Source organism: Aeromonas simiae (assembly GCF_014892695.1).
In the GTDB taxonomy this organism is placed as follows: domain Bacteria; phylum Pseudomonadota; class Gammaproteobacteria; order Enterobacterales; family Aeromonadaceae; genus Aeromonas; species Aeromonas simiae.
The window spans coordinates 2308157-2321331 of record NZ_CP040449.1 but is presented as its reverse complement, the minus strand read 5'-3'; the positions used below and the strand labels follow the sequence as shown (position 1 = coordinate 2321331).

At 64.7% G+C, this 13175-nt stretch carries 11 protein-coding genes; 4 read left to right on the top strand and 7 right to left on the bottom strand.

Going from position 1 to position 13175, the window contains the following annotated elements; genetic code table 11:
* Positions 1–8 precede the first annotated feature (8 nt).
* The gene (locus FE240_RS10920; RefSeq protein ID WP_193000908.1) at positions 9–1667 is read left to right on the top strand and encodes an FAD-dependent oxidoreductase; all 1659 of its coding nucleotides are present in this window, start codon (positions 9–11) and stop codon (positions 1665–1667) included.
* Positions 1668–1723: 56 nt separating this feature from the next.
* Here the strand turns inward: FE240_RS10920 and FE240_RS10915 are convergent, their stop codons facing one another.
* Together FE240_RS10915 and FE240_RS10910 are read right to left on the bottom strand one after the other, a co-directional pair.
* Positions 1724–3076 (bottom strand): MDR family MFS transporter, encoded by a 1353-nt coding sequence (locus tag FE240_RS10915; protein WP_193000906.1) that lies wholly within the window; start codon positions 3074–3076, stop codon positions 1724–1726.
* A 53-nt stretch (positions 3077–3129) separates the two neighbouring features.
* The gene (locus FE240_RS10910) at positions 3130–4113 is read right to left on the bottom strand and encodes a hypothetical protein (RefSeq protein WP_193000904.1); all 984 of its coding nucleotides are present in this window, start codon (positions 4111–4113) and stop codon (positions 3130–3132) included.
* 217 nt (positions 4114–4330) lie between these two features.
* Between FE240_RS10910 and thiI the strand changes: the two genes are divergently transcribed.
* Positions 4331–5779, top strand: a complete 1449-nt coding sequence (gene thiI, locus FE240_RS10905) for a tRNA uracil 4-sulfurtransferase ThiI (protein WP_193000902.1) — start codon at positions 4331–4333, stop codon at positions 5777–5779.
* 53 nt (positions 5780–5832) lie between these two features.
* Here the strand turns inward: thiI and FE240_RS10900 are convergent, their stop codons facing one another.
* The 4 genes from FE240_RS10900 to phnR all read right to left on the bottom strand — a co-directional run bounded on the left by FE240_RS10900 (position 5833) and on the right by phnR (position 10528).
* Positions 5833–7566 carry a putative 2-aminoethylphosphonate ABC transporter permease subunit gene (locus FE240_RS10900; protein WP_193000900.1) on the bottom strand — a complete coding sequence of 578 codons (1734 nt, stop codon included), beginning with the start codon at positions 7564–7566 and terminating at the stop codon, positions 5833–5835.
* On the bottom strand, positions 7563–8621 hold the full coding sequence (locus FE240_RS10895) for a putative 2-aminoethylphosphonate ABC transporter ATP-binding protein (RefSeq protein ID WP_193000898.1): 1059 nt from the start codon (positions 8619–8621) through the stop codon (positions 7563–7565). The genes FE240_RS10900 and FE240_RS10895 overlap by 4 nt, the downstream gene beginning before the upstream one ends.
* A gap of 103 nt (positions 8622–8724) precedes the next feature.
* A complete protein-coding gene (locus tag FE240_RS10890; RefSeq protein ID WP_193000896.1) occupies positions 8725–9732 on the bottom strand; it encodes a putative 2-aminoethylphosphonate ABC transporter substrate-binding protein in 1008 nt (335 codons plus the stop codon).
* Between the two features lie 97 nt (positions 9733–9829).
* Positions 9830–10528, bottom strand: coding sequence for a phosphonate utilization transcriptional regulator PhnR (gene phnR, locus FE240_RS10885; RefSeq protein ID WP_193000894.1), 699 nt, complete (start codon positions 10526–10528; stop codon positions 9830–9832).
* 169 nt (positions 10529–10697) lie between these two features.
* Here phnR and phnW point away from each other — a divergent pair, with 169 nt between their 5' ends.
* Complete coding sequence (phnW, locus tag FE240_RS10880; protein ID WP_193000892.1) at positions 10698–11831, top strand: 2-aminoethylphosphonate--pyruvate transaminase; 1134 nt, start codon at positions 10698–10700, stop codon at positions 11829–11831.
* Between the two features lie 45 nt (positions 11832–11876).
* Positions 11877–12689 (top strand): phosphonoacetaldehyde hydrolase, encoded by an 813-nt coding sequence (phnX, locus tag FE240_RS10875; protein WP_193000890.1) that lies wholly within the window; start codon positions 11877–11879, stop codon positions 12687–12689.
* A 54-nt stretch (positions 12690–12743) separates the two neighbouring features.
* Here phnX and FE240_RS10870 read toward each other — a convergent pair whose 3' ends face one another.
* Positions 12744–13145, bottom strand: a complete 402-nt coding sequence (locus FE240_RS10870; protein WP_193000888.1) for a hypothetical protein — start codon at positions 13143–13145, stop codon at positions 12744–12746.
* Between the last annotated feature and the right edge of the window lie 30 nt (positions 13146–13175).

Here is a 13175-nt window from a genome sequence, read left to right as displayed (position 1 = left end):
CCTTCACCATGACCCGCATCCTGATCGTCGGCGGCGTAGCCGGCGGCGCTTCGGCCGCCGCCCGTGCCCGCCGCATGGACGAACATGCCGAGATTATTCTGTTCGAACGCGGCGAGTTCATCAGCTTTGCCAACTGCGGTCTGCCTTATCACATCGGCGGCGACATTCCCTCCCGCGATGCCCTGCTGTTGCAAACGCCATTGAGTTTCAAGCGCCGCTTCAACGTCGAGGTGCGGGTCTTCAACGAGGTGGTGGCCATCGACCGCGCCGCTCGCACGGTGCGGGTGCGCGATCTGGCGCGCGGTGAAGAGTACGAGGAGCGCTATGACAAGCTGCTGCTGAGCCCCGGCGCCGCGCCGATCCGCCCGCCGCTGCCGGGCATCGATACCGCAGGCGTCTACACCCTGCGCAACATCCCCGACATGGATCGCATCCTCGCCGCGCTGACCCATGAGCCGCCGCGCCACGTGACCGTGGTCGGGGGAGGCTTCATCGGGCTTGAGATGATGGAGGCGCTGCACCAGCGCGGCCTGTCGGTGACTCAGCTTGAGCTCTCGGATCAGGTGATGGCACCGGTCGACCGAGAGATGGCCGCCATGCTGCACGAGCGCATTCGCGAGGCCGGTATCGATCTGCGGCTGCGCACCGGGCTCAATGCCATCGAGGCGCAGCCCGAGGGGGCGGCGCACCGCTTGCTGCTGCAACTGGGGGAGGGGGCCACGCTGGAAACGGATCTGCTGATCCTCGCCATCGGGGTCAAACCCGAGACCCTGCTCGCCGCCCAGGCCGGGCTGGAGCTGGGGCCGCGCGGTGGCATCAAGGTGGATGCCGCCATGCGCACTTCGGATCCCGATATCTTTGCGGTGGGGGATGCGGTGGAAGAGGTCGACTTTGTCACCGGTGACGCCGCCCTGATCCCACTCGCCGGCCCTGCCAACCGTCAGGGGCGTATCGCTGCCGACAACATGTTGGGACGTGCCGAGAGTTACAAAAAGACCCAGGGCACGGCGATCTGCAAGGTGTTCGATCTGGCGGTGGCCAGCACCGGGCTCAATGAGAAGCGCCTCAAGCAGCTCGGCATGGCCTATGAGAAGGTTTATGTGCATCCGGGCAGCCACGCCGGTTATTACCCCGGTGCCCATCCGGTCAGCCTCAAGCTGCTGTTCGCCCCCGATGGCCGCATCCTCGGCGCCCAGGCAGTGGGTAAAGATGGCATCGACAAGCGCATCGACGTGCTGGCGGTGGCCCAGCGGGCCGGCATGACGGTGTTCGATCTGCAAGATCTGGAGCTGACCTATGCGCCGCCGTTTGGCTCGGCCAAGGATGTCATCAACATGGCGGGCTTTGTGGCGAGCAATCACCTCAAGGGGGATTCGCCCATCTGCCACGTCAGCGACGTGCTGGCGCTGCGCCCCGATCAGCGGGTACTGGATGTGCGCAATCCCGCTGAGCTGGAGCGCCTCGGTGCCATCCCCGGCGCCATCAACATCCCCCTCGACGAGCTGCGCGGCCGTCTGGACGAGCTGCCCAAGGACAAGGAGTTGATCGTCAGTTGCCAGGTGGGGCTGCGTGGCCACGTGGCAAGCCGCATGCTCCAGCAGCACGGTTTTCGGGTGAAGAACCTCTCCGGTGGCTTCAAGACCTGGCTGATGGCGACCGCCGAGTAAGCGTGGTTCGTGAGTGGTAAAAAAGAGGGAGGGCATGGGCCCTCCCTCTCTTTTTATCAAGGATGCGGACTGAGTTCTCGGCACCGCAGAGCCAACAGGGTAAGCAGCATGGCCACCGTGGCCAGTGCCGCCATACCGAGATAGGTGGTGGCAAAGCCGAGTGAGAGCTCCTCCCTGGCATAACTTGCGATCGAGCCGGGGGGCAGGGGCAGGTGAAACAGGATGGCGCACAGGGCGACTCCGAGCGCCCCGCCCAGTTCGCGGCCGAAGTTGAACAGGGACATGCCGATGCCGCGATCTTGGGGCAGCAGGGCATTTTGCACCACCACAGAGAGCGCCGGCAGGGTGAGCCCGAGCCCGAGGCCGGCCAGCACCAGTGTCAGGGCGGCTGCCTCGCCGAGGTGGATCAGCCACAGGGCCAGCGCCGCCAGGGCAAACCCCGTCAGCACAAACCCCTTGTAGCGACCCCGGCGGGCGATCAGCTTGCCGGCGCTGAAGGCGCCCGCTGTGATGCTGGCCATGAAGATCACCATGGTGCGACCGCTCTCGGCCGGGCCCATGCCCTCCTGCCATTGCATTTGCAGCGGCAGGTAGACCAGCAGGGCAAACATCAGCATCTGGGCGATGAGGATCAGCAGCACGCTCACCAGATAGCCGCTCTGGTGGGCGAGCTGGGGCGGCAATATGGGGTCGCGGGCCCGCCGCTCTCTGAGCAGCAGCAGTGTCAGGGCCACGGCCAGCGCGCCGGCGAGCCAGCGTCCCGGCAGCGGCGCATCGGGTGAGAGCAAAAGCAGCAGCAGGGTGGTCGAGAGCATCAGCAGCAGGGCGCCAGGCCAGTCGAAGCGGCGGGCGTGGCGCTCATTGAGGTGGCCGAGATGGCAGTTGACCAGCCACAGCGCCAAGGCCCCGAGGGGCAGGTTGATCCAGAACACCCAGCGCCAGCTCAGGTGTTCGGCAAAGTAGCCCCCCAGCAGGGGGCCGGCAATGCTCGAGACCGCATAGACCGCTGAGATGTAACCCTGGTAGCGGCCCACCTCGCGCGGGGGAATGGTGTCGGCGATGACGGTGAAGGCGAGCGCGATGAGCCCGCCACCGCCGAGCCCTTGCAGCACCCGGGCGGCCAGCAGTTGGGGCAGGCTTTGGGCCAGGGCGCAGGCTAGCGAGCCGGCCAGAAACAGCCCCAGCCCGATGTTGAGCAGGCGCAGCCGGCCAAATTGATCGCTCAGCTTGCCATAGACGGGCAGCACGGCGGTGGCCGCCAGCAGATAGCTGGTCACCACCCAGGTGAGGGCGGCGCCAGCGTTCAGGGCTTGGCCGATGAGGGGGAGCGGGGTGGTGACGATGCTCTTTTCAAGCGAACCGAGGATGATGACCAGCGCGACGCTGGCAAAGACGGTCTTGGGGGACATGCCGGCTCCAGGTGGCAAGAGAGGGGGACGCGGTGTCGGCAAGGTAGCACATCTCAAGAGGCAGTGAGCTGGCGCAGGCTGCCAAGGCGCGTGAAGCCGTGGCGGCTGCGCGGGTGATGAAAATGGCTGCGCTTGATGGGCAAAAAGGCCAGGGCCGCCAGTTGCGCCTGCCAGGGGCCCTGGTAACCGCGCAGGGCATGCAGCATCGGCGCGGCCGGCAGTTGAGTACTGACCGAAAGGCACAGTGGCACGCTGACGCACTCGGGGCCCATCAACTGGCCGAGGGTGGCGTGGGCAGCGAGAAAATGCTCCAGCACCGCCAGCTCGGCATAGCCGGAGTCGAGCATGAGCAGCAGCGCCTCGAGGCGGGTGTGAAACGCCGCGAGGGTAGAGCGAAATCCTTGGCGCTGGCGCAAGGCGAGCAACTCGCTCATCGGCAGTGCGGCCAAGGTGCGCGGCACCGGCAGGGCGATCTCAAGCAGGAAGCAGTCCTGGCCGCCCCTGTGGTGATAGCGCGACTCGAGCAGGTGCAGCAGGCGGTCGAGGTAGTCGTGATCGGTGATGAGCACGCCCTCGTTGGCCAGCGCCCAGTCGCGCGCCAGCCGCATCGAGAGCAGGTTGGCCAGCCGGCGCGCCATCAGGATGCCGCCGGAGGTGGCGCTGGCAAAGCCCGCCTGTACGCAGAAGCGGTGCAGGGGTTCAAGGCCGGCCTGGGCCGGGCAGAAGCAGTCGTGGTTGCGCCCCTCGCGCCAGCGCGCGATCAGCTCGCGGTTGCCAAAGACCTTGTGGCGCTCGAAGTCGGGGGCGAGCAGGGCCTCAAGCTGGGTGATGGCCGAAGGAGCGGCGCGCATAAAAAAGTCGGCACCGGGGGATTGGCCCAGCAGGTCGCTGCCCCGCAGGCGCTCTAGCGCATCATGCAGTTCGCCGCTCTCGCTCACGGTGAAGACAAAGGCGAGCCGCTCCAACCAGAGCAGGGCGAATTTCAGCCAGAGCTCGTCCCGGACCTCCATGCCCGGGTAGTAGAGAAAGGTCTTCATGACGGTGTCCGGTGCGTGCGCGAGGGTTGCACTATAACGATTCGCTTTCGCAGCGGCAATTTCATGGGGAAGCGGCGGCCGATAGGATGAGCGCAAGCGTATTTTTGCCAGCGAAAACGGCGCTGGCCGCTCAAGAAATGGCCGCATTGGTGCTAGGTGATGGGCGGCTCCTTTGCTATAATCCGCGCCCTTGTTTCCCGCTCACCCGAGTTAATTCATGAAGTTCATCATCAAGCTGTTCCCGGAAATCACCATCAAGAGCAAGTCGGTTCGCCAGCGCTTCATCAAGATCCTGCAAGGCAACATCCGCAACGTGCTGCGCCGCTTCGACGAAGACGCCCGGGTGCGCATGGATTGGGACAAGCTGGTGGTGAGCTCGCGTAACGATCAATTCCGCGATCAGGCCATCGATGCGCTCGCCTGCATTCCCGGTATTCAAGCCTTCCTCGAGGTGCAGGCCAGCAAGTTCACCGACCTGCACGACATCTTCGAGCAGGTCAAGGCCGTGTGGGGCGAGCAGCTCCAGGGCAAGACTTTCTGCGTGCGCGCCAAGCGCCACGGCAAGCACGAGTTCTCTTCGCTCGAAGTAGAGCGCTACGTCGGCGGCGGCCTGAACCAGCACTGCGAGAGCAACGGCGTGCGCCTGAAAAACCCGGACGTGCAGATCAACCTCGAGATCGACGGCGAGGAGCTGTTCATCGTCAGCGCCATCCACCAAGGGCTCGGCGGCATGCCGATCGCCACCCAAGAAGACGTGCTGAGCCTGCTCTCTGGCGGTTTTGACTCCGGGGTGGCCTCCTACCAGTTCATCAAGCGTGGCTGCCGCGTGCACTACTGCTTCTTTAACCTCGGTGGCGCCGCCCACGAGATCGGGGTCAAGCAGGTGGCCTACCACCTGTGGAGCCGCTTTGGCTCGTCGCACCGGGTGCGTTTCACCGCGGTGGACTTCGAGCCAGTGGTGGCTGAGATCCTCGAGAAGATCGACAACGGCCAGATGGGGGTGGTGCTCAAGCGCATGATGATGCGCGCCGCCGCCAACATCGCCGACCGTTTCCAGATCCCGGCCCTGGTGACCGGCGAGTGTGTGGGTCAGGTGTCGAGCCAGACCCTGACCAACCTCAATGTCATCGACCGGGTGACCGACAAGGTGATCCTGCGCCCGCTCATCACCTGGGACAAGCCGGACATCATGAACCAGGCGCGCAAGATAGGCACCCTGGAGTTCGCCGAGACCATGCCCGAGTACTGCGGCGTCATCTCCAAGAAGCCGACCGTGAAGGCGGATCTGGCGCGTATCGAGGCCGAGGAGCAGAACTTCGATTTCGCCATCCTCGATAAGGTGGTGGACGAGGCGCGCTACCTCGATATTCGCCGCATCGGTGAAGAGACGGCCGAGCAGGTGCAGGAAGTGGAAACCACCGCCGAGACCGGTGACGACGAGGTGATCCTCGACATCCGCTCCATGGATGAGCATGAAGAGAAGCCGCTGGTCGTGGCCGGGCGCGACGTGCTGCACGTTCCCTTCTTCAAGCTGGCCACCGCCTTTGGCGATCTGCCCAAAGAGAAGACCTACCTGCTCTATTGCGATCGCGGCGTGATGAGCAAGTTGCAGGCGCTCTACCTCAAGGAGAAGGGCTTTGACAACGTCAAGGTCTACCGCCCGTAACGGAGCGCAGCAGAAAAAACCGGCCAGCAGGCCGGTTTTTTTATGGGCCCGGATCAGATCGCCTCGCGCCAGCGCTGGGTGCGGCGGCGCAAGGCCCGCCCGATCAGCAGCTCGAGCAGCTTGACGCCGGCGGCGGCCAGGGTGATGAGGGTCGCCATGGCGGCGGCGGCCGCCGTGTTGCCCGAGTCCTCCATGTTGAGCACGGCGACGGCGGCCAGCACGCTGTCGCTCGAGTAGAGGAAGATCACTGCCGAAGTGGTGGTCATGGCGTTGACGAACAGGTAGACGACGATCTCAAGCAAGGCGGGCAGCATGGCCGGCAGGGTGATCTTCAAAAAGGCCCGGCGCAGCGGGATGCGCAAGGAGAGGGCCACCAGCTCCAGCTCGCGTGGCAGTTGCTTGAGGGCGGTGAGCGCCGTCATGTGGCCCACCGTGTAGTAGTGCACCACGCAGGAGAGCACCAGCAGGATCAGGGTGCCATAGAGCGCCGAGAGGGGGTTGCCAGGCTGGTTGAAAAAGAAGATGTAGCCAAGCCCAAGCACCATGCCGGGCACCGCCAGCGACAGCATGGCCAGCAGGTGGAAAAGTTGGCGCAGCGGGGCGAAGTGGCGCCCCTTCTCTTGGGCCCAGGCGAGCAGCACGATAAGGCCGGTGCCGGTCAGCGCCGTGAGGGCGCCGAGCTTGAGGGTGTTGGCAAACGGAAGCCAGCCATAGACGCTGTTGGCATCGAAGCGGTAGTGGTCGAGGCTGAGCGTCAGGTTGTAGGGCCAGAACTGCACCAGCGAGCCGTAGACCGCCATGCCGAGCAGGGCGAGAAAGGCCAGCGCCCACAGCGAGCACCAGAGCAGTGCCAGGGTGTCGCGGACCCGGTGCGGAGCAGGCTGGTAGGGGACGGAGCGGGCACTCACCTGCTCCTGCATGCGCCGGCGCACCCGGTGCTCAAGCAGGAAGCTCAGCAGGGCCGGCAGCAGCAGCAGCAGGCTGGCCACGGCCCCCAGCGAGAAGTTTTGCATCCCGATCACCTGACGATAGATGTCGGTGGCCAGCACGTTGAACTGGCCCCCGATCACCTTGGCGACCCCGAAGTCACAGATGGCCAGGGTGAACACCGCGATGGCGGCGCCCAGCAGGCCATAGCGGGCCCCTGGCAGGGTGACGGTGATGAAGGTGCGCAAGGGGGAGGTGCCGAGAACCCGCGCCGCTTCATAGAGGCGGGCATCGCTGTGGCCAAGGGCGGTCACCAGGATCATCAGGGCGTGGGGAAAGCACCAAAAGCCCAGACCTATCACGATGCCAAGCGGCCCATAGATGCTCTGCCCGCCCAGCAGATCCCGCGCCATCCCCTGATTACCGAACCAGTAGACCAGGCTGATGGCGGGCAGCAGGGAGGGCATCAGGATCGGGATAAGACCGATCAAGCGAAACAGCCCCTTGGCCGGCATGCAGGTGCGCGTTAGCGCGTAGGCATAGCCAAAGGCGATAGTGACCACCAACACCGTGATGATACCGCCGAGCCACAGGGTATTGCCGATGGCGCGGTTGAGGGCGGGCTCGGCCAGGTAGTGGCGAAAGTTGGCCACCCCGACCCAGACCCCTTCGGCGTCTTGCAGGCTCTTTTGCAGCATGGCAAGCAAGGGGCCGAGCAGGCCGAGACAAAGCAGCAGGGTACCGAGCAGCAGCAGGGCGAGCAGGCCGAGGCGCTCGCCGCTGAGCAGGGCCGGCAGGCGCCCCTTAAGGGCATGCAACGTAAGCGGCGTGCGCTGGCGGGCGCTGAGGGTGCTCGTCATACCGCCTCCTGGGCAAAGGCCTGCATGGCCGAGGCGGGCCAGCCGAGATGGCAGCGACTGCCCACCCGGCTGTGGCGAGCCTCGTCAAACGGCCGCTGCACCGTGATGCGCTGGGGGCCGCAATAGGTGTCGGCCCGGCAGTGCAGGCGCAGGGCTGCACCGAGAAACTCTACCTGCTCGATGACGGCAGGGATGCCGCCTTCGGCATCGAGGGTGATCGCCTCGGGACGGATGGCCAGCTCAATGCATCCCCCGGCTCTGGCCTGGTTGGGCAGGGGCAGGGGATGGGAGCCGAGGCGCACCTCGCGCTCACTGAGCACCAGTGCCTCGAGAAAGTTCATGTTGCCGACGAAGCTCGCGACAAAGCGACTGGCGGGGTGATGGTAGATCTCGCTCGGGGTGCCGACCTGCACCACCTGGCCCTGCTCCATCACCACGATGCGATCAGCCATGGTCAGGGCCTCCTCCTGATCGTGGGTCACCATGATGGTGGTGATGCCAAGGCGCTGTTGCAGGGCACGGATCTCGGTACGCAGATGATGGCGTACCAGGGCGTCGAGGGCTGACAGCGGCTCGTCGAGCAGCAGCAGACCTGGCGAGAGGGCCAGGGCGCGGGCCAGCGCCACCCGCTGCTGCTGGCCACCCGAGATCTGGCTCGGGTACTTGTGGGACTCCCGGCTCAAGCCCACCAGACTCAACCACTCGGCGACCCGCAGGGCGACCTCCTCGCGCGGCAAGCCCCGGTTCTCGAGGCCAAAGGCGATATTTTGGGCCACGGTCAGGTTGGGAAACAGGGCGTAAGACTGAAACACGATGCCAAAATCGCGCTGCTGGGGCGGCAGTTGGGTGATGTTACGGCCATCTTGGTGGATGCTGCCGGCATCGGCCAGATCGAGGCCGGCGATGGCGCGCAGCAAGGTGGTCTTGCCACAGCCGGAGGGGCCGAGAAAGCAGATGAACTCCCCTTTCTCGATGGAAAGCGAGATGCTTCGCAAGGCCTGGAAGGCGCCAAAGTGCTTGTCGAGATACTCGATATGCAGATAGGAGTGGGTCATGGTGTGGACTCGCAATGCTTTTGGTATATACCAGTTTGCATTTGCCGTGTGACATCGGCATGACAGGCAGGAAGAAAAAAGGCCGGACAGGCCGGCCTTTTCATCACTGCTTGGCTTCTGATTTACCGTCGAAGCGCTGGGTCCACTCCTTGAGGATGGTGTCGCGTTCACTGGCGGCCCAGGCAAAGTCATTGTCGATCATCTGCCCCTGAATGTCGGCCGGATAATCGGCGCGTGCGATGGCGGCCTGCGGCACGGCCACCACGGCAAACGACTTGGCATAGAGGCGGTTGGCCTGCTCCGAGACGATGAAATCAAGCAGCTTGCGGGCCGCCTCCGGCTGTTTGCTGGCGCTCATGAGGGCGGCTGCCTCCATGTCCCACCCCGAGCCTTCGCTTGGGAAGATGACATCGATGGGGGCCCCCTTGGCCTTGAGGCTGGTGGCCGGGAAGTCAAAGGAGATGCCGATCACCGTCTCGCCGCTGGCGGCCAGCTTGCAGGGGGCGGAGCCCGAGTGGGTGTAGCGATCAATGTTCTGGTGCAGGGCGTCCATGTATTGCCAGCCGGCTCCTTGTGGCATGGTCTGTAGCCAGCCAGCCACGCTCAGAAAACCGGTGCCCGACGAGGCGGGGTTGGGCATCACTATCTTGCCGCGGTATACGGGCTTGGTCAGATCGGCCCAGCTAGTCGGGGCAGGAATGCCCTGCTTCTCGGCTTCCACCTTGTTAAAGCAGAGGGCACTGAAGAAGGCATCGAGACCGACCCAGTGCGGCTCGGCGCGGCTGTCACGGAAACGGCTATCGAGCTTGTCCAGCCCCTTGGGGGCATAGGCGGCCAGCATGCCCTGCTTGTCGAGTTGCAGCAGGCTGGTGGCGGCCAGCCCCCATACCACGTCGGCCTTGGGGTTGGCCTTCTCGGCCAGTAGGCGGGCGGTCATCACGCCGGTGGAGTCGCGCACCCACTTGATGCGGATCTCCGGTTGCTGGGCCTCGAACGCCTGCTTCAGCTCGGCCAACTGCTCCGGCTCGAAGGCGGTATAGACAGTCAGGTCGGTGGCCGCCTGAGCGGTAAATGCGGCCAGTAGACTGGCGGCAAGTAGGGTTCGTTTCATCCTTTTCTCCTGTAATTGGTCTAAACCAGATGGCATGGAGAGGCTAGCGATCGGCGATGACAGCGGGGTGACAGGGGGATGACCAAACCATGAAGGGTCACTCGGCGGTGTCGACCTCGATCTCCAGGCTATCGTGGCGCCAGTACTCGAGATCCACATCAAGCACTTGGCCGTGCTGATCGAAGTTGAGCCGCTCAAGGCGCAGCGCCGGCAACCCCGCCGTGGCGCCGAGCAGACGGGCCACCTCGTCGGGCAGGGCGGTGGGGTGGAAGGTGAGGCGCATGCGGGCGTAGTCGAGACCATAGTGCTCGCGGTAGATCTCGGTCAGGCTGCCGGCAAGATCCAGCTCCAGCAGACCCGGTACCCGGGTCGGTAGGCAGTGGTTCTCGCAGTAGCAGACGGCGCGGCCATCGGCGAAGCGCAGCCGGCGCAGCAGGTAGACGGTGTCGAGCGGCCTGAGCCCGAGGCGCTCGCGCAAGCCGGGGGGGACGGGGATGGCGCGTTTTTCGATGAGTTCGGTGCGCGGCACGCCCCCCTGCTCGCGCACTATCTGGTGGAAGTTGCTGGTATGGCGCGGGTTGAGGCGCAGCCTTGGCGGGGTGACAAACCAGCCGCGTCGGTCGGCGCGATAGATGAGGCCGCTCGACTCCAGTTGCACCAGTGCCTCGCGGATGGTGACCCGAGTGGTGGCAAACAGTTCGCACAGTTGGCGCTCGGAGGGGAGGCGGGTCAGGCCACCGGCCAGGATCTGGCTGCCCAGTTCGTCCTTGATACGCAGGTATTGGGGTTTGTTCATGATGCTCCTGAAAGGTGGTCGAGACCAGAAGGGCCCGGCGGCGGCCCGGCCTCCCATTATAGCCACCAAGATGAATTTTTTGTTGCACGTGGCCGCCCCCCTTTGACCCCACGCCCCCCTTTCACCACAATGCGCAGAGTTTCTGGTCTATACCAACTAGGAGTCTGTCATGACCGAGATCCCCGCTGCCCGTCCCGCCGTCGACTATCTGTTGCTTACCCCGGGCCCGTTGACCACCACTGCCACGGTGCGCGCCGCCATGCTGCAAGACAGTTGCACCTGGGACAGTGATTACAACCTGGGGGTGGTCGAGCCGGTGCGCCGCGAGCTGGTGCGCTTGGCAACGGCTCGCCATGGCGCCGACTACAGCTGCGTGTTGCTACAGGGGAGCGGCACCTATGTGGTCGAATGTGTGCTCGGCTGCGCCATCGGCAAGCAGGAGCGGCTGCTCATCATCAACAACGGGGCCTACGGGGCCCGCATGGTTGAGATGGCCCGCCTGCTCGGCCTCAACCATCTCGAGATCGACTGCGGTGAGACCCAGCGCCCGAACTTAGCCGAGATAGAGCAACAGCTCATCGCCCACCCCGACATCACCCACCTGGCCATGGTGCACTGCGAGACCACCACCGGCATGCTCAACCCGCTCGACGAGGTGGCGGCCCTGTGCCGCTTGCGGGGCATCCGGTTGATTGTCGATGCCATGAGCAGCTTTGGTGGCATTCCGATGGACATCGGCGAGCTGGGGGTGGAGTTTCTCATCAGCTCGGCCAACAAGTGCATTCAGGGGGTGCCGGGGTTTGGCTTTGTCGTGGCTAGGCGGCGTGCGCTTGAGGCGTGTGCCGGCCGGGCGCGCAGCCTCTCGCTCGATCTGCACGGGCAGTGGCACGCCATGGAGACCCAGGGGGGTAAGTGGCGCTTCACTTCGCCAACCCATGTGGTGCTCGCCTTTGCTCAGGCCCTGCGCGAACTGGAGCTGGAGGGGGGAATCAGCGCCCGCCACCGACGCTATAGCGAGAATCAGCAGCGGCTGGTGGAGGGGATGGAGCGGCTCGGTTTTCGCCCGCTGCTGGCCCGCCACTGGCATTCGCCCATCATCACCGCCTTCCACTCGCCGACCCACCCAGGCTATCGCTTTGCCGATTTCTATCAGGCGCTCAAGGGGCAGGGGTTTGTCATCTATCCGGGCAAGGTCTCTCAGGCCGATTGCTTTCGTATTGGCAACATAGGCGACGTTTCCCCTGCGCAGATCGATGCCCTGCTGGCGGCGGTAGCGAAGGCGTGTGAGCAGATCATGGCGTAACCCCTTTCGCCGGCCCAGGCCGGCATCTATCCGTTGGAGAAGACGATGAACAACCAGATTGAAGCCCTGATCCTCGACTGGGCCGGTACCGTGGTCGATTTTGGCTCCTTTGCCCCGACCGCCATCTTCGTGGAGGCCTTTGCCGAGGCGTTCGATTTTCCCATCTCGCTGGCCGAGGCTCGGGTCCCCATGGGGCTGGGCAAGTGGGATCATATCCATACCCTGGGCCAGCTGCCCGAGGTGGCGGCGCGTTGGCAGGCCCGCTTTGGCCGTCCCATGGGGACAAGTGACGTGGATTTCATCTACGCCACCTTCATGCCGCTACAGATAGAGGCGGTCGCCCGTTACAGCGCCCCCATCGCCGGGGTGCTGCCGGTGCTGGATCGCTTGCGCGAAAGGGGGATGAAACTGGGCTCCTGCTCCGGGTATCCGCGCGCCGTGATGGAGGCCTTGGTGCCGGCGGCGGCGGCCCATGGCTATCGCCCCGATCACTGGGTGGCCAGCGACGATCTGCCGGCCGGAGCCCGCCCTGGCCCCTGGATGGCGCTGGAAAATGTGGTGCGCCTTGGCATCGGAGATGTGGCCCACTGCATCAAGGTGGATGACGCGATTCCCGGTATCGAGGAGGGAAAGAGGGCCGGCATGTGGGCCGTGGGTCTAGCCCTCTCCGGCAATGAGTTTGGCGCCACCTGGGAGGCGTATCAGGCCATGAGTCCGGAAGAGGTAAGTCAGCGCCGTGAACGGGCGAGCGAGCGCCTCAAGGCGGCGGGGGCGCACTACGTGATAGACACCTTGGCCGATATCGAGCCGGTGATCGCCGAGATAGAGGGGCGGTTGGCGCGCGGCGAGCGTCCCTGAGCGGTCCCTAGAAAACCCCTCGCCCGGCGAATGCCGGGCGAGGGGTTTTTATGATTAGTGGACTTGCTCGTTGGGGCAGGGGACCGGGGTGAAGGCCATGGCCCCGGCACAGCGCCAGCCCATCTCGGCATTGCGCATCTGCCACAGGTTGTTTTGGCGGTAGAGGGTCAGGATGTAGAGCATGTCGCTCTGGTGGCTGCTGAGGGCGACCGAGAGGATCAGGTCGTTATCGAGTTGCTGGGCCTGGATCCGGCTGGGGAGATCGCGATTGATAAAGCGCAGCGCCACCTCGCGATAATCGTTGACCCATCCCTGACGGTGCGAGCCGGCTTCCTGGATCTGCTGGTTGAAATGCTGTACCGGCGCAGAGGCGAGCCGGCCGATCAACAGTTGGGATTGGGCATGGCATCCGGCCGATAGCAGCAGCAGGGAAGTGAAGAGACCTGATTTGAGCATCTGGGGTTCCGACTAGCAATAACCACAACC

Coding starts and splice junctions, on each gene's coding strand:
- FE240_RS10920 (WP_193000908.1), top strand. CDS start 9: ATGACCCGCATCCTGATCGTCGGCGGCGTAGCCGGCGGCGCTTCGGCC.
- FE240_RS10915 (WP_193000906.1), bottom strand. CDS start 3,076: ATGTCCCCCAAGACCGTCTTTGCCAGCGTCGCGCTGGTCATCATCCTC.
- FE240_RS10910 (WP_193000904.1), bottom strand. CDS start 4,113: ATGAAGACCTTTCTCTACTACCCGGGCATGGAGGTCCGGGACGAGCTC.
- thiI (WP_193000902.1), top strand. CDS start 4,331: ATGAAGTTCATCATCAAGCTGTTCCCGGAAATCACCATCAAGAGCAAG.
- FE240_RS10900 (WP_193000900.1), bottom strand. CDS start 7,566: ATGACGAGCACCCTCAGCGCCCGCCAGCGCACGCCGCTTACGTTGCAT.
- FE240_RS10895 (WP_193000898.1), bottom strand. CDS start 8,621: ATGACCCACTCCTATCTGCATATCGAGTATCTCGACAAGCACTTTGGC.
- FE240_RS10890 (WP_193000896.1), bottom strand. CDS start 9,732: ATGAAACGAACCCTACTTGCCGCCAGTCTACTGGCCGCATTTACCGCT.
- phnR (WP_193000894.1), bottom strand. CDS start 10,528: ATGAACAAACCCCAATACCTGCGTATCAAGGACGAACTGGGCAGCCAG.
- phnW (WP_193000892.1), top strand. CDS start 10,698: ATGACCGAGATCCCCGCTGCCCGTCCCGCCGTCGACTATCTGTTGCTT.
- phnX (WP_193000890.1), top strand. CDS start 11,877: ATGAACAACCAGATTGAAGCCCTGATCCTCGACTGGGCCGGTACCGTG.
- FE240_RS10870 (WP_193000888.1), bottom strand. CDS start 13,145: ATGCTCAAATCAGGTCTCTTCACTTCCCTGCTGCTGCTATCGGCCGGA.